Genomic DNA, 17,044 nt, shown 5'->3' on the forward strand with positions numbered 1-17,044 from the left:
TTTTTAAAATGCTGTTTTTATAATAATGGTGTTGCTCGATACTGTAAATCAGGTTTTTTTAGCCAGTCTTGTGAATCAATAATCGCTAGTTCTCTAGCCTCTTTTTGTTTGGTAACAGCTAATACGTGATTCGCTGCATTGGCGGCTAGTTCAAATGCATTTAATTGTGATTTGCCATTAATTAAATGAGCAGTGAACAAACTACAGATTAAATCGCCAACGCCCAATGGACGATAAGGAAAATCATATAATGGACGGGCAAGGTGATAACTTTGCGATGGTGTGGCTAATATCATTTCAAACAATTCTGTGGTTTTACCGGCATAGACTAAATTTTTAACTAAAATTGCTTGGATAGGTTGATTTTGCAGTTTTTTAATTGCTGTTTGTACATCGTTAAAGGTTTTAATTTCGATATTCGATAATATCTGTAATTCTAATAAATTCGGCGTAATATAGTCTGCATGTTTAATCGCTTGCTTAGTGAAAAAATCAATAATATTTTGCGGTAGCGAACTGCCTTTATTAATATCTCCGCCCATAACCGGATCGCACACATAAATGGCGTTAGAGTTATAATATTTTATCTTTTTTACTGCTTCGATAATTTCTTCACCTTGTTCGGCAAGGCCAATGTAACCTGATATGACGGCATCAATTGATTTTAAAACGCCAATTTTTTCGAGACTATTTACGATCCGTGTAATTTGCTGAGCCCCAAGTACAATACCATCATAATCGGGATAGACCGTATTACTCGATAGTTGCACTGTGTGGATTGGCATGACTTCAACGCCTTGTAATTGCATGGCTAATGTGGCAACTTTGTTGCCTGCATAGCCATAAACAACATTAGATTGAATTGATAAAACGGTTTTCATAAGTAGTTGCCTTTTTATTCATCATAATAGTGGTAATGGCTTAAAAGATAGATGCTGATAATGGATAGCACTGCTAATCCACAATAAAATAGCGCTAATGGTAACCAATAAGTTTGGTAGGTAAAGATAATATAACCCCCGATCAATGGAATAAGGCTACCAAAAATAGCTGCGCAACCTTGATAACTCATGGATAAGCCGGTATAGCGAATTCTAGCAGGAAAAATTCGGCTTAAATAACCCGCTATTACTCCATAGAAACCACTGTAACAGATCACATTTAATGAAATACCAATAATAAAACTGGTTTTTGTTCCTGCTTGAATAATTGGGAATAACAAAAACACGGATGCCATCGCTAATATTGCTGAAATAATTAAAAAGCGTGTTGCTGAAAACTTTTCTGAAAAATAAGAGATAAACGGTTGCGCTATAAAGTGTACTATTGCAATCCAAAATAGTGCATCAACGATGATCTTCTTCTCAACACCTAGTGCCATTGTGGTATAACCTATCATTAGCGTATTAGAAAAAATACCACTAAATGATAGTACATTGGCGCATATGGCTAATACCAGTATTGGCGTTGCCCGTTTAAACACTTCAATAATTGGCACAGACTCTTTTTGTTTCAGGCTAGCTTGCTTTTTAGCTGATTCGATAAATACGGGTGACTCAGTTAAGGTAATTCTGGCAATAATACCAACAATTAATAAAACAAAACTGACTAAAAATGGGATGCGCCAATAACCGCTATCTATAAGTTTATCGGTAGGCAAGCTAATGATATAAGAAAAAACCAATAATGCGAGAATATTACCTGCCGGACTACCCCACTGAGCAAACGATGAAAAGAAGTTTTTTAAGCCTTTGGGAGCATGTTCATTAGCCATTAATACTGCGCCACCCCATTCACCACCGACAGCAATACCTTGTAAAATACGTAATCCAACTAACAGTATCGGTGCGATGATTCCTGCTTGTTGATAAGAGGGTAACAAACCAACACATGTTGTAGCAATGCCCATTAATAGCAAGGTAATAATTAGTGATTTTTTCCGCCCTAATCGATCGCCAATATGGCCAAAAATTATTGCGCCTAATGGTCGAGATAAAAAACCAACTGCAAATGAGGCAAATGCTCCTAAAACTTGCACAAATTGATTATCAGAAGGAAAGAAAAGTTGACCAAAAATTAAGACTGATGCTAACGCATAGATATAAAAATCATACCATTCAATGGTAGTACCAATAAAAGCAGCAAAAGCAACTTTTTTAGCAGATGAATTGGGCATAGTTAGACCTTGGCAAAGCCAATAATGAATGTAGTTAGTTGAGACAAAGAAACTAACACAAAACCATTAATATCACAATTTGTTATCTGATAAGAGAAGAAAAATTATCTAAAAAGGATTGCTTACTTTAGCGTAACCTGTTTAGATAAAAATCAAAGACTATTCATTTGGTATTGCGTATTAGTCTATTAATGTGAATCCCCAAATAGACCACCTCATCATCAGATATTGAGCTATGATAAGTTTGATCGATGTACTGTTTTACTTTTTCTGCAATATGCATCGCATAAGGATAAAGCGAGGATATTTGTTGATAAAGATCGTTATTATCTTCTTGTAATTGATTATTGGCATAAAATCGTTCTACAAAAAATTTAATATGGGTAATAAAACGGCTATAGTGAATTGATGAGGTATCTATTGGCACGCCGACAGAATACTTCACCAAATTTACTATCGAATTTATCATTTTGGCATATTGAAATGCGTTAAGATTTTGCGTGGTCGTGGTTTGAGCGTTAATGAGATGAAATGCAATATTACTCGCTTCTTCTTCAGGAAAAGTGAGATTATATCTTGCATTGAGTAACTCAATAGCTTGCTTAGCGATATTAAACTCTTGCGGATAATAATTTTTTATTTCCCAATATAATTTATTGGGTATAAACAGACCTTTTTTAACTCGTTCAACCGCAAAGTAAATATGATCTGTCAGTGTTAAATAAATATTATTATTCAGTTTTCTGTTTAAGTCATTTTCAGCTAATGTGATGATTTCTTTGGTTATCTGAAAAAATTGAAAAGGGACTTCTTTCGCTAAATCGGTGATATAGGAAAGTTTAATATTTTTTTCTAAAAATATTTTATCCACTCGCTCATCATCAATGGTATCACCGGGCTTTTTACCAAAACCAATGCCTTTCCCTAATACGATTTTTTCGATACCCTCTTCTTCAACTAAAACGACACTAGAATTTAATACTTTTACCACCAAAATCATTATTCACACTCCAGCTATTTGTCGTAAATAGCTTTACCATTGGTTTCAATCACTTTTTTATACCAATAAAATGATTCCTTTTTATATCTAGTTAAGGTGCCATTACCTTCATCATCTTGATCTACGTAGATAAAACCATAACGTTTGGACATCTGCGAAGTACTGGCGCTGATTAAATCTATTGGTGCCCAACTGGTATAAGCAATTAACTCCACGCCCTCATCAATGGCTTCTTTCATTTGTTTAAAATGTTCTTTAAAGTATTCGATTCGATAATGGTCATGAACGGTATCGCCCTCTAACTTATCAATTGCGCCAATCCCATTTTCGACGATCATCATTGGAATATTATAGCGGTCATAGAGTTCAATTAGTGAAATTTTTAACCCTTTAGGATCGATTTGCCAGCCCCATTCAGTGGATTTTAAGTAAGGATTTTTAACGCCGATAATTGTATTACCGGGTATACGATCAGCATCAGGATTTGTCGATTCAGCTTTTGACATATAGTAACTAAAAGATAAGAAATCGACGGTATTTTGTTTAAGTATTTCTTGATCACCCTCTTCAAACTTAATATCAATTCCTTTTTGTTTTAAATTGGTCAATATCAGTTTTGGATATTCGCCTTTAATTTGCACATCTGTATAAAAGTAATTGTCTAAGGTTTTTTGCAACGTCAATTCCACATCCTCTGGCTTACACGTCAATGGATAAGTGGTTAATTTAGTGAGCATACAGCCTATTTTACAATCTGCAATTTTTTCGCGGGCGATTTTGGTAACCAGTGCACTTGCTACAAATTGATGATGTAACGCTTGATAGATATCTTGTTCAAGTTGCCCGTCTTTACATTTATCCGGAATAATTCCGGCTGTGGTAAATGGGTGTCGATAAATACTGTCTATTTCATTAAAGGTTAACCAATATTTTACATAATCCCCAAAATGGTCAAAACAAGCTGTTGAAAAACGGACAAAATCATCAATCACTGAACGTTTTACCCAACCATTATATTTAATACTTAATGCTACTGGCATTTCATAATGCGATAAGGTAACAATAGGTTCTATTGCAAGTCGTTTCATCTCTTTAAAGACATTTTTATAAAACTCAACACCTTCAGGATTTGGCGTAAGTTCCTCACCAGTAGGAAACAGTCTAGTCCAAGCAATGGATAAGCGTAATGTCTTAAATCCCATTTCAGCAAAAAGCGCTAAATCTTCTTTATAACGATGATAAAAATCAATCCCTCGTCGTTTCGGATAATTTTTATCAGAAGGATCGTTTATCGCCGCCATTACTCCTTCACTGGTTACTGCCATATGAGCAACATAATCTTTGACATCGAGATTTGGTTTATAGGTTGCTATATCTGCAACAGAAAGTCCTTTGCCGTCAATATTCCATGCGCCTTCGATTTGATTGGCGGCTATCGCTCCGCCCCATAAGAAATTATCTGGAAATGCTAAATTTTTCATTGGTTACTCTCCTTAGCTTAATATCTTTGGCTTAATTTCTAAAATAGTATCGTCGTTAGTGACTTGTTTATTTTCATTAAAAGTAGAAATAGTATAGTCTTCTGGATTGGTGACTAAAAATATTACAGTAGGATCTAGTTGTTTATTTTTAATGATGTTGATATCAAATTTAATTAAATCATCACCAATATCGACAATATCGCCAACATTAACCAGTGTCTCAAAACCATTACCATTGAGTTGTACCGTATCGATTCCTATATGGAAAAGCAGATCAGCGCCATTATTTAATTTAATACTTAGAGCATGTTTAGTATGGAATATCATAGCGATAACCCCCTTACAGGGTGATTTTAAAATTCCCTCGTTAGGAATAATACCTAAACCGTGACCAACAATTCCTGTTGAAAAAACATTATCGTTAATATCATTTATCGGTATAGCTTTGCCACTAATCGGACTTCTAATCTCTATAACTTCATCTTTAGTTATATTTTTAGTGTTGTTATTTATCTTTTCATCATCAATCTCAATACTATCTGTGAAAAATATAGCAGAAAGAATGAATGCGACTAAAAAGGATATTCCAAAAGTGACAAAAGCCCAGACTATGTTCATCGCATTGTCTTTATCAATATACATGGTCATACTGGCTAAACCGGGACCAACAAGAACAAATGCTTTTAGTAAAATAATGCCAGCAAAAGCGCCACCAATTAATCCAGCAGCCATCACGCTATAAAGAATTTTTTTATTTACAATTGTCACACCATATAACGCAGGTTCGGTAATACCAAAAAGGGCGGATAATCCGGCAGATAAAGCAATCGATTTTAATTTACTATTTTTAGTTTTAATACTTACACCAAAACAAGCACCTGACTCAGCAATATTGTGTGCCAAAGAAGCTGGCATATATAACATTTCACATCCAGTTTTACCCATTGCATCAATGGCATAAGGCAGCATTGCTTTATGCATGCCGGCAAAAACCATAAATGGAAGTACCGCGGCTAATAATCCGGTGGTAATCCATGAAAAATGGGTATAAAAAAATATAATAAATTTAGAAAATATCACACCGGCGTTGTAGCCAAGGGGACCAAGTAACAGTAACGAGACCGGTACGGTAATGATTAAACTCATCATTGGCACAAAGAACAGACGAATAACTTTAAATGAATATTTCGTGAAAAATTTTTCAACAACAGAATAAAAAAGGATGGTTAAAATGGCTGGAAATATTTGAAACGCATAATTGATATTCTCTAAAGGCAAAGAGAAGAGGGTGCTGTCCTTTTGTAGTAGAGCCACCATATCAGGAAGGATTAACGCACTTACCGCGGATGCCGCTACTAATGGATTCGCTTTTAATTTATTCGCGGTGGTAAATGCGACCAGTATCGGTAAAAAATATAAGGGCGCACTACCAATTAATTGCAAAATTTTATAGTTCGATCCATTCTCATCAATCAATCCGAGCATGGCAAACAGTATTACAAAAGATTTCAACAGACCGCCGCCAGCAATTGCTGGAATTAATGGTTGAAAAATTGAAACAAGAAAATCGAGTAAAATAGCACTTATTTTTTTCTTGCTATTAGGCTGATGGTTAACGCTATTTTCGTTAATGTTGCCAATTAATTTAATTATTTCGTTATAAACTTCAACCACTTCATTACCAATAATTATTTGGCATTGAACGTTTTGCCGTACGCCTATAACACCCTCAATTTTTTCTAAAGCCGCAATATTAATTAGGTTATCATCTTTTAAGGTAAATCTTAGCCTTGTTGCACAATGTTCTAAATGCGCGATGTTACTTTTGCCACCAATATTATCTAGAATGGTTACGGCTATTTTTTGATAATCCATTACTATCTCCTATTGCTTTTGTTAGTGGTAAAAAAAAAGCAGAACCTAATAAAATGCTGTTTTACCTACGCAATTTATTAAGGTCCTGCCTGCTCTACCAGTCACATGCCTGTTTAATAGCATACAAACATACAATAGGCGCTGAGTCAATTTTGATTTAGAAGAACTGTGAACTAGATCTCAATCGCTACCGCAGAATAACTGTTAAGTTAACTAATTGTTTTAATTTATTAAGATATGAAGTAAATAAACTATAAAAGAATCATTTACGAAGTTAAAAATAAAGGACAGAAGATTAAAGATAGAATTTGTCCATTTTAAGTTTTGATTTGAGTAGAGGATCTTGGTTACTTAGATATTAATATACTGGTTCCGGTAAAGGGTATTCAACACCATTATAATATATATTGCCTTTTTGTTGATTCAGTAATTTCTTCAACACATTCCCCTAAAGATGATTAGTGATTATTCACAGTGGATTATTTGGGTTATTTTATTAAATAAAGAGTTCAATTGATTGCACAAAGCTGAAATTGAAGGCTCCTTAAAAATTAGCAAAAATATTAAAGTTCGCGCTTAATTAACGCATAGCAATGTAATTATCTAAGTTATATAAAATAAGATATAGATCACATTTCTTGAATTTTAATTTGAAATCAATATTAGTTATATATACTATCGGATCCATTAAGGCATGTTACTGATTTAATTCAGGCAGGACCAAAACAAAAACTTATCTAGAAGGTGAGTTTTTGTTTTGGTCTTTTTTTTTGGATCTTTTAGAGTGAGTGTATATATGGATTATCAACAGTTAGGAATACAAATTTTGCGGTTAGTTGGGGGAAAAGATAATGTTAATTCCTTGACTCATTGTGCAACTCGTTTACGGTTTGATCTTTTTGATAAAAATATCGTTGATTGTGATGCAATCATGAAATTGACTGGTGTTATTAGTATTGTAGATAGTGGTGGGCAGTTCCAAGTAGTGATTGGTAACGAAGTCCAACAAGTGTATCAAGCTATTAGTCAGAATTTATCTAACCAACAACATGGCAAGGTAAAAAACAAAAAGAAAGAAGGGATACTTTCATATATTATTGGCATTATATCCACTTCATTTACGCCTGTAATTCCTGCATTAACTGGTGTGGGGATGATTAAAGCGTTATTAGCTATATGTAAGTTAATGGGGGGGTTATCGCCAGATAGCCATACCTATTATTTGTTGGATATGTTGGCCGATGCGGCATTTTTCTTTATGCCTATTTTGTTAGCCTATGGTGCTGCAAGTAAATTTTCGTGTAATCCTATTTTAGCTATGACTATTGCAGGTGCAATGTTACACCCCAATTTAGGTAAATTAATGGCGTTGGGTCAAGATGTTTCTTTTATTGGTATCCCGGTTAAATTAGCCGATTATGCAGGTTCTGTATTACCTATCATTATTACCGTATGGGCAATGTCTTATATTGAGCGCTTTGCTGAAAAAGTGACTCCATCAATGATAAAATTTTTTATCAAACCAATGATTATTCTATTGATAGCAGGGCCATTAGCATTAGTGATTATTGGTCCATTTGGCATCTTACTTAATGATTTAGTTGCACAAGGGGCGGGTTATATAAATAGTAAAGCTAGTTGGTTAATTCCAATGTTAATGGGCGGATTACAGCCATTTTTAATTATTACCGGTACAGCTTGGGCAATGACACCAATCGCAACAGGACAGTTAAGTCGTAATGGTTCTGAAATGATTAATGGTCCTGGTATGCTAGCCTCAAATATAGCACAAGGTGCAGCTACATTATGTGTAGCAATCAAAACTAAAAATAAAAATCTAAAACAACTTGGGTATTCTGCTGGTTTCACCGCATTATTAGGTATTACTGAACCATCATTGTATGGCGTAACCTTAAAGCTAAAACGCCCATTAATTGCTTCAATGATAGGTGGTGGAGTTGCTGGCGTTTATGCAGGGGTATCTGGATTATTACGTTATGCTTTTGTATCACCAGGATTAGCTGGTTTACCTGCTTTTATAGGCGATAACCCGATGAATATTATTCATGCTCTGGTGACATGTTGTATTGCGATAGTCGTAACATTTGTATTGACATGGTTTATGGGATTTGATGATCCAATTGATGAGGATGATTTGGCTAAAACTATTGATACAGAATCAACATTATCTTCAACAAATAACCCTGTCGCTGCTGATTTGAGTAATGTTATCTTAAGCAGTCCTTTAACAGGAAAAGTAATACCATTATCAGAAGTAAAAGATGATGTTTTTTCAAAAAATTTGATAGGTGATGGTATAGCCATTGAGCCTAATCAAGGTAAAGTTGTTGCACCAATTAGTGGTAAGGTTGTTAGTTTACTTGAATCAAAACATGCGATCGGTATAAAAAGTGATCAGGGTATTGAAGTTTTGATCCATATAGGACTGGATACCGTTAAGTTAGGTGGCCAATTTTTTACAGCTAAAGTTGAACAAGGTCAGCGGGTTAATGTTGGTGATGAGTTAATTGAATTTGATTTAGCTGCTATTAATCAAGCTGGTTATATGACAACCACCCCAATAATTATTTTACATTCAGATCAGTATTTTGTTGAAAATTTTAAGAAAAATATGGTGGCAATAGGTGATGATCTGATATTAGTTAAAAAATCAAATCAAGGTGATAATCATGCTCTATAAAACATTAAAACCGTTTCCTCAAAATTTTTTATGGGGAGGATCAACATCGGCTTATCAGTTTGAAGGGGCATGGGATGAAGATGGAAAGTCTCCGTCAATTGTCGATATGTATTGTCATCCTGAAGATGTAGCCGATTTTAAAGTAGCAAGTGATCACTATCATCATTATAAGGACACTAACTGGAGAGACACTATGTTTAATTTAAATTACTCTAAAGCTGATTCATCAACATTCATTATCAAATCCGTCAATGGTCGCGTTCGCCAACAAGGTAAAGGCTTGAGTTTTTGGTATAACTCCGCCACAACCTCCATTGCGGCATTGCCTTTAAACGCTCAAGAAGCACCTTTTATTTTTAATTTCCAAACCTCGGACTTTCAGGGTTTACGTATTCAAGGGCAAATCTCATTTCAGGTTAAAGCGCCCGAAAAAGCCGCAGAAGTACTCAACTTTAACTTGAGCAAAAACGGCAAATCGTATGCTTCTGAAGATCCGCTCAAACTCAGTGATCGTGTTGTACGTATTGCACAAACCTTAATTCAAGCAAAGATCCAAAGTACACCACTTAGAGAAGCGTTATTACTTAGCCAATCATTAGTGACTTTAGTGATGGAACAATTAATTGAACATCCATCATTAGAGGCATTAGGTATTGCGATTTTAGATGTCTCTATAGCGGCAATCACACCATCACCAGAAACCTTAAAAGCACTAGAAGCTGAAGCGAGAGAATCCTTACTGAAAGAAGCCGACGATGCCATTTATGCTCGTCGTAAATTCTCAGTAGAACAAGAGCGCACCATTAAAGAGGCTGAATTAGAAACCGATTTATCTGTTCAACGTAAACGCCAAGAGATTGAAGAAGCACGTTTAGAAAACGAACGTACATTACTACGCGAACAAGCTGAGATTGAAAAAGAACGCCTTGAAGCCAAAGTTAATGCGGAAGCAAAACGCAAAGAACTAGTCGCATTAAGTGCTGAAAATCAGCGAACACAATCAGAAGCGGATGCTTATGCTATTGAAGCTACCATGCGTGCTTATCGTGAATTACCAGTTGAGAACCTAAAAGCAATGGCATTAGCAAAAATGGACTCACAACAATTAATGGCAATGGCATTTGAAACCTTAGCACTGAATTCAGGAAAAATCGGCGAGTTGAATATCACACCTGATTTATTTAGCCAATTTATGAAAAAAGGCAGTAAATAATGCAACGTAACGAAGATTTTCGCTTTGTGCTGGTGATGAGAAAAAGCCGCTTACAGGAATTAATTGAGCGCTTTAATACCTGGTCACAAGCCAAATTCTATTTAGAACACAACAATGTTGAGGTAAAGGATTATCTCAATGAACACAATTTATATCAAAAGCAACTCACAGAAGCTGAGTTGATTTTAAAATCATTAGGACGATTTCAACTTTTAGAAAGAGGCTTATTACCCAGCTATCAATTCTCACCTCACGATATTGTGGTGGTGATTGGTCAAGATGGGCTTGTTGCCAATACGCTGAAATACCTTAATGGACAGCCTATCATTGCCATAAATCCTGATCCATCAAGGTGGGATGGTAAATTATTACCCTTTGAAATAGGGCAATTAAAAGAGACAGTTATTAACACCATTAATAAAAAAATGCCATTTAAAACGGTCACTTTTGCACAAGCAACAACCAATGATGGTCAATCCTTATTAGCGGTTAATGACTTATTTATTGGCCCTAAAAGCCACACTTCCGCACAGTATATTTTGCAATGGAATGGCGCTGAAGAAGTGCAATCTTCATCAGGCATTATTGTATCAACAGGATTGGGATCAACGGGGTGGTTTCAATCTATTCTTGCTGGTGCGATGGCAATTACAGGAGAAGCTTCGCACCCTCTATTACAAGGCTTTAGCTGGAGTGATCGAAAGCTACAATTTAGTGTAAGAGAGCCATTTCCAAGTAGAACAACAGGTGTTGCACTGACTTTTGGCACTATTGAGCCTGACTCACCACTGCAATTAGGATCTTTGATGCCAGAGAATGGCGTAATTTTCTCTGATGGCATCGAAGATGACTATTTACAATTTAATGCAGGTTGTATTGCTCACATTGGTATCGCTGACATACAAGGGCAACTAATTAGCCAAAAAGGGCGTCAGCGAATTTAGATTTATTTAGCGCTCTTTAATACTGTTTCAAGTCCAGAGATCATCACATCAAGGACAAACAAAAATGCAGCATCACCATTATCACTATCCATAATTGCAACGGCTTGGGTTAATAATGGCGGATAGGCAACAGTATCCGTCTCTACTTTTTCACGCTCTTTTTGGCTTTCTTGATGCTCTTGAGTTTCCAGTACGGAGCCTAATGTAAAATGCGCAATAGAGCTTAATGCATACACGGCTTGAGATAGACTAAACCCAGCATCACACAAAAACTGTAGTTGCTGTTCTGATGTCTCAAATTGACTTTCAGAGGGGCGTGTTCCCGCATGAATTTTGCCACCATCACGATACATTAATAAGGCTTGGCGGAAGCTTTTCGCGTTATTTCGCAAAAAGTCCTGCCATGTTTCATTCGGCAATGGCAAAACATGATGATGGTGCTTTTGCAAAATAGTTTCTGCTAATGCATCTAACAAAGCGCGTTTATTTTTTACATGCCAATACAATGTGGGTTGTTCCACACCTATTTTTTGCGCCAGCTTACGCGTTGTTAATCCTTCAATACCAACTTCATTAAGTAAAATCAACGCATTATCAATAACTTGTTCTTTATCTAGCTTTGCCATTACCTACCTCAAAATAAAATAGCCTTGACAATCTATCACTGATAGAGATATTTTACACCCACTCTATCACTGATAGATTTTTAGGATCTCAATGAATAAATCAATTATTATTATACTGCTGATCACCGTATTAGATGCCATTGGTATCGGGCTTATCATGCCAGTACTCCCTACTCTATTAAATGAATTTGTCAGTGAAAATTCACTGGCAACCCATTACGGTGTGCTATTAGCGCTCTATGCTACCATGCAGGTTATTTTTGCTCCTATTCTAGGACGACTGTCTGATAAATACGGCAGAAAACCCATCTTGCTGTTTTCCCTTTTAGGCGCGGCACTCGACTATCTTTTAATGGCATTCTCAACCACACTTTGGATGCTCTATATTGGGCGCATCATTGCGGGGATCACAGGCGCAACAGGTGCCGTATGTGCATCAGCGATGAGTGATGTGACTCCCGCTAAAAATCGAACTCGCTATTTTGGTTTCTTAGGTGGTGCTTTTGGTGTTGGCCTTATTATCGGCCCAATGCTAGGGGGATTATTAGGTGATATCAGTGCTCATATGCCATTTATTTTTGCCGCTATTTCACACTCGATATTATTAATACTCTCTTTGCTCTTTTTCCGAGAAACACAAAAAAGAGAAGCGCTTGTTGCCAATAGGACACCTGAAAACCAAACTGCCTCAAATACAGTCACTGTTTTTTTTAAGAAAAGCCTCTACTTTTGGTTAGCAACCTATTTTATTATCCAGCTTATCGGGCAAATTCCTGCCACCATCTGGGTGCTGTTTACACAATATCGTTTTGATTGGAACACAACTTCTATCGGTATGTCTTTGGCGGTTCTGGGTGTATTACATATTTTCTTTCAGGCGATTGTCGCTGGGAAATTGGCACAAAAATGGGGCGAAAAAACCACCATTATGATCAGTATGTCTATTGATATGATGGGCTGTTTATTATTAGCGTGGATAGGCCACGTTTGGGTCATCTTACCAGCATTAATTTGCTTAGCGGCAGGAGGTATGGGGCAACCCGCATTACAAGGTTATTTATCAAAATCTGTCGATGATAATGCGCAAGGGAAATTACAAGGTACTCTGGTGAGCCTAACCAATATTACCGGGATCATTGGTCCCCTTTTATTTGCCTTTATTTATAGTTATAGCGTCGCTTATTGGGATGGTCTGTTATGGCTGATGGGGGCAATACTTTATGCTATGTTGCTTATTACCGCTTATTTTCACCAAAGAAAAACCACACCTAAAGCTGTTATTTCAACCCCTTAATACTAGAAATTATAAAGATCATAAAAGTCCTGTCCGCTCTTAATAACGTTGAAAAGAAGATGTACGGCTTTTTGCCGAATTAGGCTTAAAAGCCTATCGTTTTTCTATTGCTTGGACGCGTATTATTCCAGATGGTATTGGTGACGTTAATCAACAAGGGTTAGCTTTTTATCACAACTTAATTGATGAACTTAAACGTTATGATATTGAACCAATAGTAACTCTATATCATTTTGATTTACCCTATAAATTGGACAAACAAGGGGGATGGAGCGAACGATCAACCATTGATGCTTTTGTCCGATATACTGAAGTTCTATTCCAAAATTTTGGTGAAAAAGTTAAATATTGGCTAACAATTAATGAACAAAACACCATGATTCTTCATCCTGGTGCAATTGGTGTTCCTGAAAATGGTAAATTACCAGATAAGAAAACACTCTATCAACAAAATCACCATATGTTTATCGCTCAGGCTAAAGCTATGCAGCTATGCCACACTCTTTGTCCCAATGCTAAAATTGGGCCAGCATTAAATATCACTTCAATGTATGCTGAAACTTGCCGACCTGAAGATGCTATAGCAGCTCATAATTGGGAAACTATTCGATGTTGGAGTTTCCTCGATACCGCTATTTTGGGGCGCTATAATGCGTTATTTTTAAGTTATTTACAGGATAGAGGGCTTTGCCCAACAATTTTGGCAGAGGATCTCGTTGTATTAAAAAATGCTCAACCTGATTTTATTGCCATGAATTATTATTCAACAGCAACAATTGCCGCCAGTAAAGGAAATGCTTCCGATATATCAGCCAGAGCTGGCGATCAACAAATAATGCTGGGTGAACAGGGCGTTTATCGAGCAGCGGAAAATCCTTTTGTCGACAAAACGGCTTATGGATGGGTAATTGATCCTGTTGGGTTAAGATTAACCTTAAGAAAAGTTTATGAACGTTACAATTTACCAATTCTAATTACTGAAAATGGCATTGGTGCTCCAGATAAACTTAATGCAGATAATACTGTTAACGATGATTATCGCATCGACTTTATTAGCCAACATATAACCCAAATGCAATTGGCTATCACTGATGGTGTTGAACTTATTGGTTACTGCCCATGGTCTGTTATTGATGTGGTAAGTACACATCAAGGTTATGGTAAGCGTTATGGTTTTATCTATGTTAATCGAGGCGAATTTGATTTAAAAGATATGAAACGTATCAAGAAAAAGAGTTATTTTTGGTATCAGAAGTTAATTAAGGCTAATGGGCAGTTGGATAAATTGACGTAACCGTTATGATAACATTTAAAGTTGATAAAATTTTAAATAACAGCCTAGTATTATCCAAAAATAGTGATAATAACGAGGTGATCCTGATGGGAAAAGGGATCGGTTTTAATGCTAAAGTTGGTGATCTGCTTGATGCTGAGCAGATTGAGAAATGTTTTGTTTTACAACAAATAACAGATATTCAAGGTTATCTTAACTTAATTGAATCATTACCTGATGATTACATCGAGTTAACGAGATTTTTGTTAGATTATGCGAGCAAAACATTACAAACTACCTTTAGAGAAACGCTATTTTTTACCTTATTAGATCACCTCAATTATGCTATTGAAAGATATTATTCAGGAGTGGTTATTCAAAATCGCTTGTTATACGAAGTGAAAAGCTTTTATCCTAAAGAGTTTGAAGTTGCAAAGTACGGCATAACCTATATAAACCAACGTCTTAATATTAGTTTACCTGAGGAGGAAGCCGGTAACATAGCCTTTCATTTAGTTAACGGCCAATCACATCAACAAACTATGCAGCACACGTTATTGTCCGTTAAAATGTTGAAGGATATATTCAATATTATTCAATTTAATTTTGCAATTCGAATAGATAAACAATCGTTACATTATTCACGCTTTTTAACTCATATGCAGTTTTTTATTCAGCGTATTTTTGAGCAGAAGCAGCTACAATCTGATAATGATTTTGTTTTTCAACAGGTGATTAGGCAATATCCAGATGAGTTTAAATGTGCAAATGTCATTAAAAAATATTTAATTAATCAGCTTAATATCACGATTTCAAATGAAGAAATTCTCTATTTAATACTACATATCATTCGTATTGTACATTAAATCAAGCAAACAAAAGTCAGCACTGATGTTTATATCGATAATTAATACCAAAATAGAAGATTATTGCTAATAATCTCTTTTTATTCGAGATAATAAGATGTTTTTGCCATCGAAATCCCAAAATAGTTTTTCAACTATGTGGTTTCCATTTTACGTGATCTGCTCACAAAAATTTGAGTTAGTATGAAAAAATACTGATCATAAAAGGTAGTGCTCAAGCAATTTCTTATAGCCATTGAAAATAAAGGCTTTACAGCCATTTTATGGATACACGCCATTATTGAACCAAATGTATCCGGGTTTGTATCCGATTTTGTACTTGATATGGGGTAATTTCAGTTGACATCGGTTGACAAAGAAAATCGCTTGAAAGGTAGCTTGGAAAAGGCTTTAGACATAAAAAAACCTGCTAGAAGCAGGTCTTAAAATTTGGTGATTGGTGCCCGGACGCGGAATCGAACCACGGACACGGGGATTTTCAATCCCCTGCTCTACCGACTGAGCTATCCGGGCAACAATGGAGCTGTATTAAACACGATTAGAGATTATTCGTCAATCCTTTTTGTAAGATATTTTTAAAAATATAAACTGTTTGGTTGAAATTTAACTAATCATCACCATCTTAATAGTCGATTGAAAATAATGTCGCTCTATATTTAGAGGAATTTTTGTATGCGAGTTATTGGTTTTATTATATTTTTTATTTATATTTATTGTGAGATTAGTTTTTTTATCGCAATTGCTAATTCAGTGGGGGTATTGCTTGCATTAATCGGCATTATTGCTACCTCGATTATTGGTTTTTCATTAATTAAAAAGCAAGGGTTAAAAAATTTAAGCCTTATGCAACAAAAGATTGCTAATCAACAAAGCCCAAAAGAAGAAATTATTAATAGTGTTTCGCTATTATTTGCTGGTTTTTTCTTATTTATTCCAGGTTTTCTAACTGATATCTTAGGGGGAATTTTATTAATTCCATATGTTCAGGAATATATTGTGCGCTTTATTGTTAAAAAACTTCCTACTAAATTTTATTCATTTTCTTCTAGTCGCAATGTACAAGTAAATAATGATGTGATCGAAGGAGAATTTGAACGGAAAGATGACGAATAATTAATCAATTAGAAAATTTTTTTATTTTATTCTCTTGAAGAATATAAATTAATCCCCATCTATAATGCACTATATAATACATATCATAATTTTATGATTTATTGTCAATAATTACTTAAGTAAAAATTAGTGCTAGGAGATAACTAATGAAAATTCGTCCATTGCATGATCGTGTGATCATTAAACGCAAAGAAGTAGAATCAAAATCAGCTGGCGGTATTGTGTTAACTGGCTCAGCAGCAGGTAAATCAACACGTGGTGAAGTTTTAGCTGTTGGTAATGGTCGCATTTTAGAAAATGGTCAAGTTCAACCACTAGATGTTAAAGTTGGTGATATCGTAATTTTCAATGAAGGATATGGCGTTAAAACAGAAAAAATTGATAACGAAGAAGTGCTTATCTTATCAGAAAGCGATATTTTAGCCATTGTTCAAGAATAACTGGCAGATAATTTAACTTATATACAGAATTTAGGAGAAATA

At 35.4% G+C, this 17,044-nt stretch carries 13 protein-coding genes, 1 tRNA gene and 1 pseudogene; 8 read left to right on the forward strand and 7 right to left on the reverse strand.

Features of this window, described 5'->3' with window-relative positions:
* Positions 1 to 17: 17 nt before the first annotated feature.
* From pdxY to B6C84_RS03710, 5 genes are all read right to left on the reverse strand, one after another.
* The gene (pdxY, locus tag B6C84_RS03690) at positions 18 to 881 is read right to left on the reverse strand and encodes a pyridoxal kinase PdxY (protein WP_086353955.1); all 864 of its coding nucleotides are present in this window, start codon (positions 879 to 881) and stop codon (positions 18 to 20) included.
* A 14-nt stretch (positions 882 to 895) separates the two neighbouring features.
* Positions 896 to 2,176, reverse strand: a complete 1,281-nt coding sequence (locus B6C84_RS03695) for an MFS transporter (RefSeq protein WP_034901028.1) — start codon at positions 2,174 to 2,176, stop codon at positions 896 to 898.
* A 163-nt stretch (positions 2,177 to 2,339) separates the two neighbouring features.
* Complete coding sequence (locus tag B6C84_RS03700) at positions 2,340 to 3,176, reverse strand: PRD domain-containing protein (RefSeq protein WP_065579072.1); 837 nt, start codon at positions 3,174 to 3,176, stop codon at positions 2,340 to 2,342.
* 14 nt (positions 3,177 to 3,190) lie between these two features.
* A complete protein-coding gene (locus tag B6C84_RS03705; protein ID WP_086353956.1) occupies positions 3,191 to 4,657 on the reverse strand; it encodes a glycoside hydrolase family 1 protein in 1,467 nt (488 codons plus the stop codon).
* Between the two features lie 12 nt (positions 4,658 to 4,669).
* The gene (locus B6C84_RS03710) at positions 4,670 to 6,532 is read right to left on the reverse strand and encodes a beta-glucoside-specific PTS transporter subunit IIABC (RefSeq protein ID WP_086353957.1); all 1,863 of its coding nucleotides are present in this window, start codon (positions 6,530 to 6,532) and stop codon (positions 4,670 to 4,672) included.
* 796 nt (positions 6,533 to 7,328) lie between these two features.
* Between B6C84_RS03710 and B6C84_RS03715 the strand changes: the two genes are divergently transcribed.
* The 3 genes from B6C84_RS03715 to B6C84_RS03725 are packed head-to-tail and all read left to right on the forward strand — an operon-like array spanning position 7,329 to position 11,390.
* Positions 7,329 to 9,233, forward strand: a complete 1,905-nt coding sequence (locus B6C84_RS03715; RefSeq protein ID WP_086353958.1) for a beta-glucoside-specific PTS transporter subunit IIABC — start codon at positions 7,329 to 7,331, stop codon at positions 9,231 to 9,233.
* Positions 9,223 to 10,446 carry a family 1 glycosylhydrolase gene (locus B6C84_RS03720; protein ID WP_082205220.1) on the forward strand — a complete coding sequence of 408 codons (1,224 nt, stop codon included), beginning with the start codon at positions 9,223 to 9,225 and terminating at the stop codon, positions 10,444 to 10,446. Before B6C84_RS03715 ends, B6C84_RS03720 begins: the two co-directional genes overlap by 11 nt.
* Complete coding sequence (locus tag B6C84_RS03725; protein WP_015060270.1) at positions 10,446 to 11,390, forward strand: diacylglycerol kinase catalytic domain-containing protein; 945 nt, start codon at positions 10,446 to 10,448, stop codon at positions 11,388 to 11,390. The genes B6C84_RS03720 and B6C84_RS03725 overlap by 1 nt, the downstream gene beginning before the upstream one ends.
* 2 nt (positions 11,391 to 11,392) lie before the next feature.
* On the opposite strand, the gene tetR(H) is transcribed toward B6C84_RS03725, so the two are convergent.
* Positions 11,393 to 12,016, reverse strand: coding sequence for a tetracycline resistance transcriptional repressor TetR(H) (gene tetR(H), locus B6C84_RS03730; protein WP_006248868.1), 624 nt, complete (start codon positions 12,014 to 12,016; stop codon positions 11,393 to 11,395).
* 91 nt (positions 12,017 to 12,107) lie between these two features.
* Between tetR(H) and tet(H) the strand changes: the two genes are divergently transcribed.
* The 3 genes and pseudogenes from tet(H) (at position 12,108) to B6C84_RS03745 (ending at position 15,449) form a co-directional block, all read left to right on the forward strand.
* A complete protein-coding gene (gene tet(H), locus B6C84_RS03735; RefSeq protein ID WP_006248867.1) occupies positions 12,108 to 13,310 on the forward strand; it encodes a tetracycline efflux MFS transporter Tet(H) in 1,203 nt (400 codons plus the stop codon).
* Positions 13,311 to 13,362: 52 nt separating this feature from the next.
* Positions 13,363 to 14,604 (forward strand): annotated as a pseudogene (locus B6C84_RS03740) (glycoside hydrolase family 1 protein); the annotation flags it as partial.
* Between the two features lie 5 nt (positions 14,605 to 14,609).
* On the forward strand, positions 14,610 to 15,449 hold the full coding sequence (locus tag B6C84_RS03745) for a PRD domain-containing protein (RefSeq protein ID WP_034901038.1): 840 nt from the start codon (positions 14,610 to 14,612) through the stop codon (positions 15,447 to 15,449).
* A 437-nt stretch (positions 15,450 to 15,886) separates the two neighbouring features.
* Here B6C84_RS03745 and B6C84_RS03750 read toward each other — a convergent pair.
* Positions 15,887 to 15,962 (reverse strand) — tRNA-Phe (locus B6C84_RS03750).
* Positions 15,963 to 16,121: 159 nt separating this feature from the next.
* On the opposite strand from B6C84_RS03750, the gene B6C84_RS03755 reads away from it, so the two are divergent.
* Positions 16,122 to 16,562, forward strand: a complete 441-nt coding sequence (locus B6C84_RS03755) for an FxsA family protein (RefSeq protein WP_065652015.1) — start codon at positions 16,122 to 16,124, stop codon at positions 16,560 to 16,562.
* A gap of 146 nt (positions 16,563 to 16,708) precedes the next feature.
* The gene (locus B6C84_RS03760; RefSeq protein ID WP_034901049.1) at positions 16,709 to 17,002 is read left to right on the forward strand and encodes a co-chaperone GroES; all 294 of its coding nucleotides are present in this window, start codon (positions 16,709 to 16,711) and stop codon (positions 17,000 to 17,002) included.
* Positions 17,003 to 17,044 lie beyond the last annotated feature (42 nt).

The sequence above is a fragment of the Gilliamella apis genome, assembly GCF_002142155.1.
In the GTDB taxonomy this organism is placed as follows: domain Bacteria; phylum Pseudomonadota; class Gammaproteobacteria; order Enterobacterales; family Orbaceae; genus Gilliamella; species Gilliamella apis.

What these genes read in the sequence shown, in the direction of transcription:
- B6C84_RS03755 (WP_065652015.1), top strand. Translation starts at nt 16,122, where the DNA reads ATGCGAGTTATTGGTTTTATTATATTTTTTATTTATATTTATTGTGAG.
- B6C84_RS03760 (WP_034901049.1), top strand. Translation starts at nt 16,709, where the DNA reads ATGAAAATTCGTCCATTGCATGATCGTGTGATCATTAAACGCAAAGAA.
- B6C84_RS03715 (WP_086353958.1), top strand. Translation starts at nt 7,329, where the DNA reads ATGGATTATCAACAGTTAGGAATACAAATTTTGCGGTTAGTTGGGGGA.
- B6C84_RS03725 (WP_015060270.1), top strand. Translation starts at nt 10,446, where the DNA reads ATGCAACGTAACGAAGATTTTCGCTTTGTGCTGGTGATGAGAAAAAGC.
- B6C84_RS03705 (WP_086353956.1), bottom strand. Translation starts at nt 4,657, where the DNA reads ATGAAAAATTTAGCATTTCCAGATAATTTCTTATGGGGCGGAGCGATA.
- B6C84_RS03720 (WP_082205220.1), top strand. Translation starts at nt 9,223, where the DNA reads ATGCTCTATAAAACATTAAAACCGTTTCCTCAAAATTTTTTATGGGGA.
- B6C84_RS03695 (WP_034901028.1), bottom strand. Translation starts at nt 2,176, where the DNA reads ATGCCCAATTCATCTGCTAAAAAAGTTGCTTTTGCTGCTTTTATTGGT.
- B6C84_RS03710 (WP_086353957.1), bottom strand. Translation starts at nt 6,532, where the DNA reads ATGGATTATCAAAAAATAGCCGTAACCATTCTAGATAATATTGGTGGC.
- B6C84_RS03700 (WP_065579072.1), bottom strand. Translation starts at nt 3,176, where the DNA reads ATGATTTTGGTGGTAAAAGTATTAAATTCTAGTGTCGTTTTAGTTGAA.
- pdxY (WP_086353955.1), bottom strand. Translation starts at nt 881, where the DNA reads ATGAAAACCGTTTTATCAATTCAATCTAATGTTGTTTATGGCTATGCA.
- B6C84_RS03745 (WP_034901038.1), top strand. Translation starts at nt 14,610, where the DNA reads ATGATAACATTTAAAGTTGATAAAATTTTAAATAACAGCCTAGTATTA.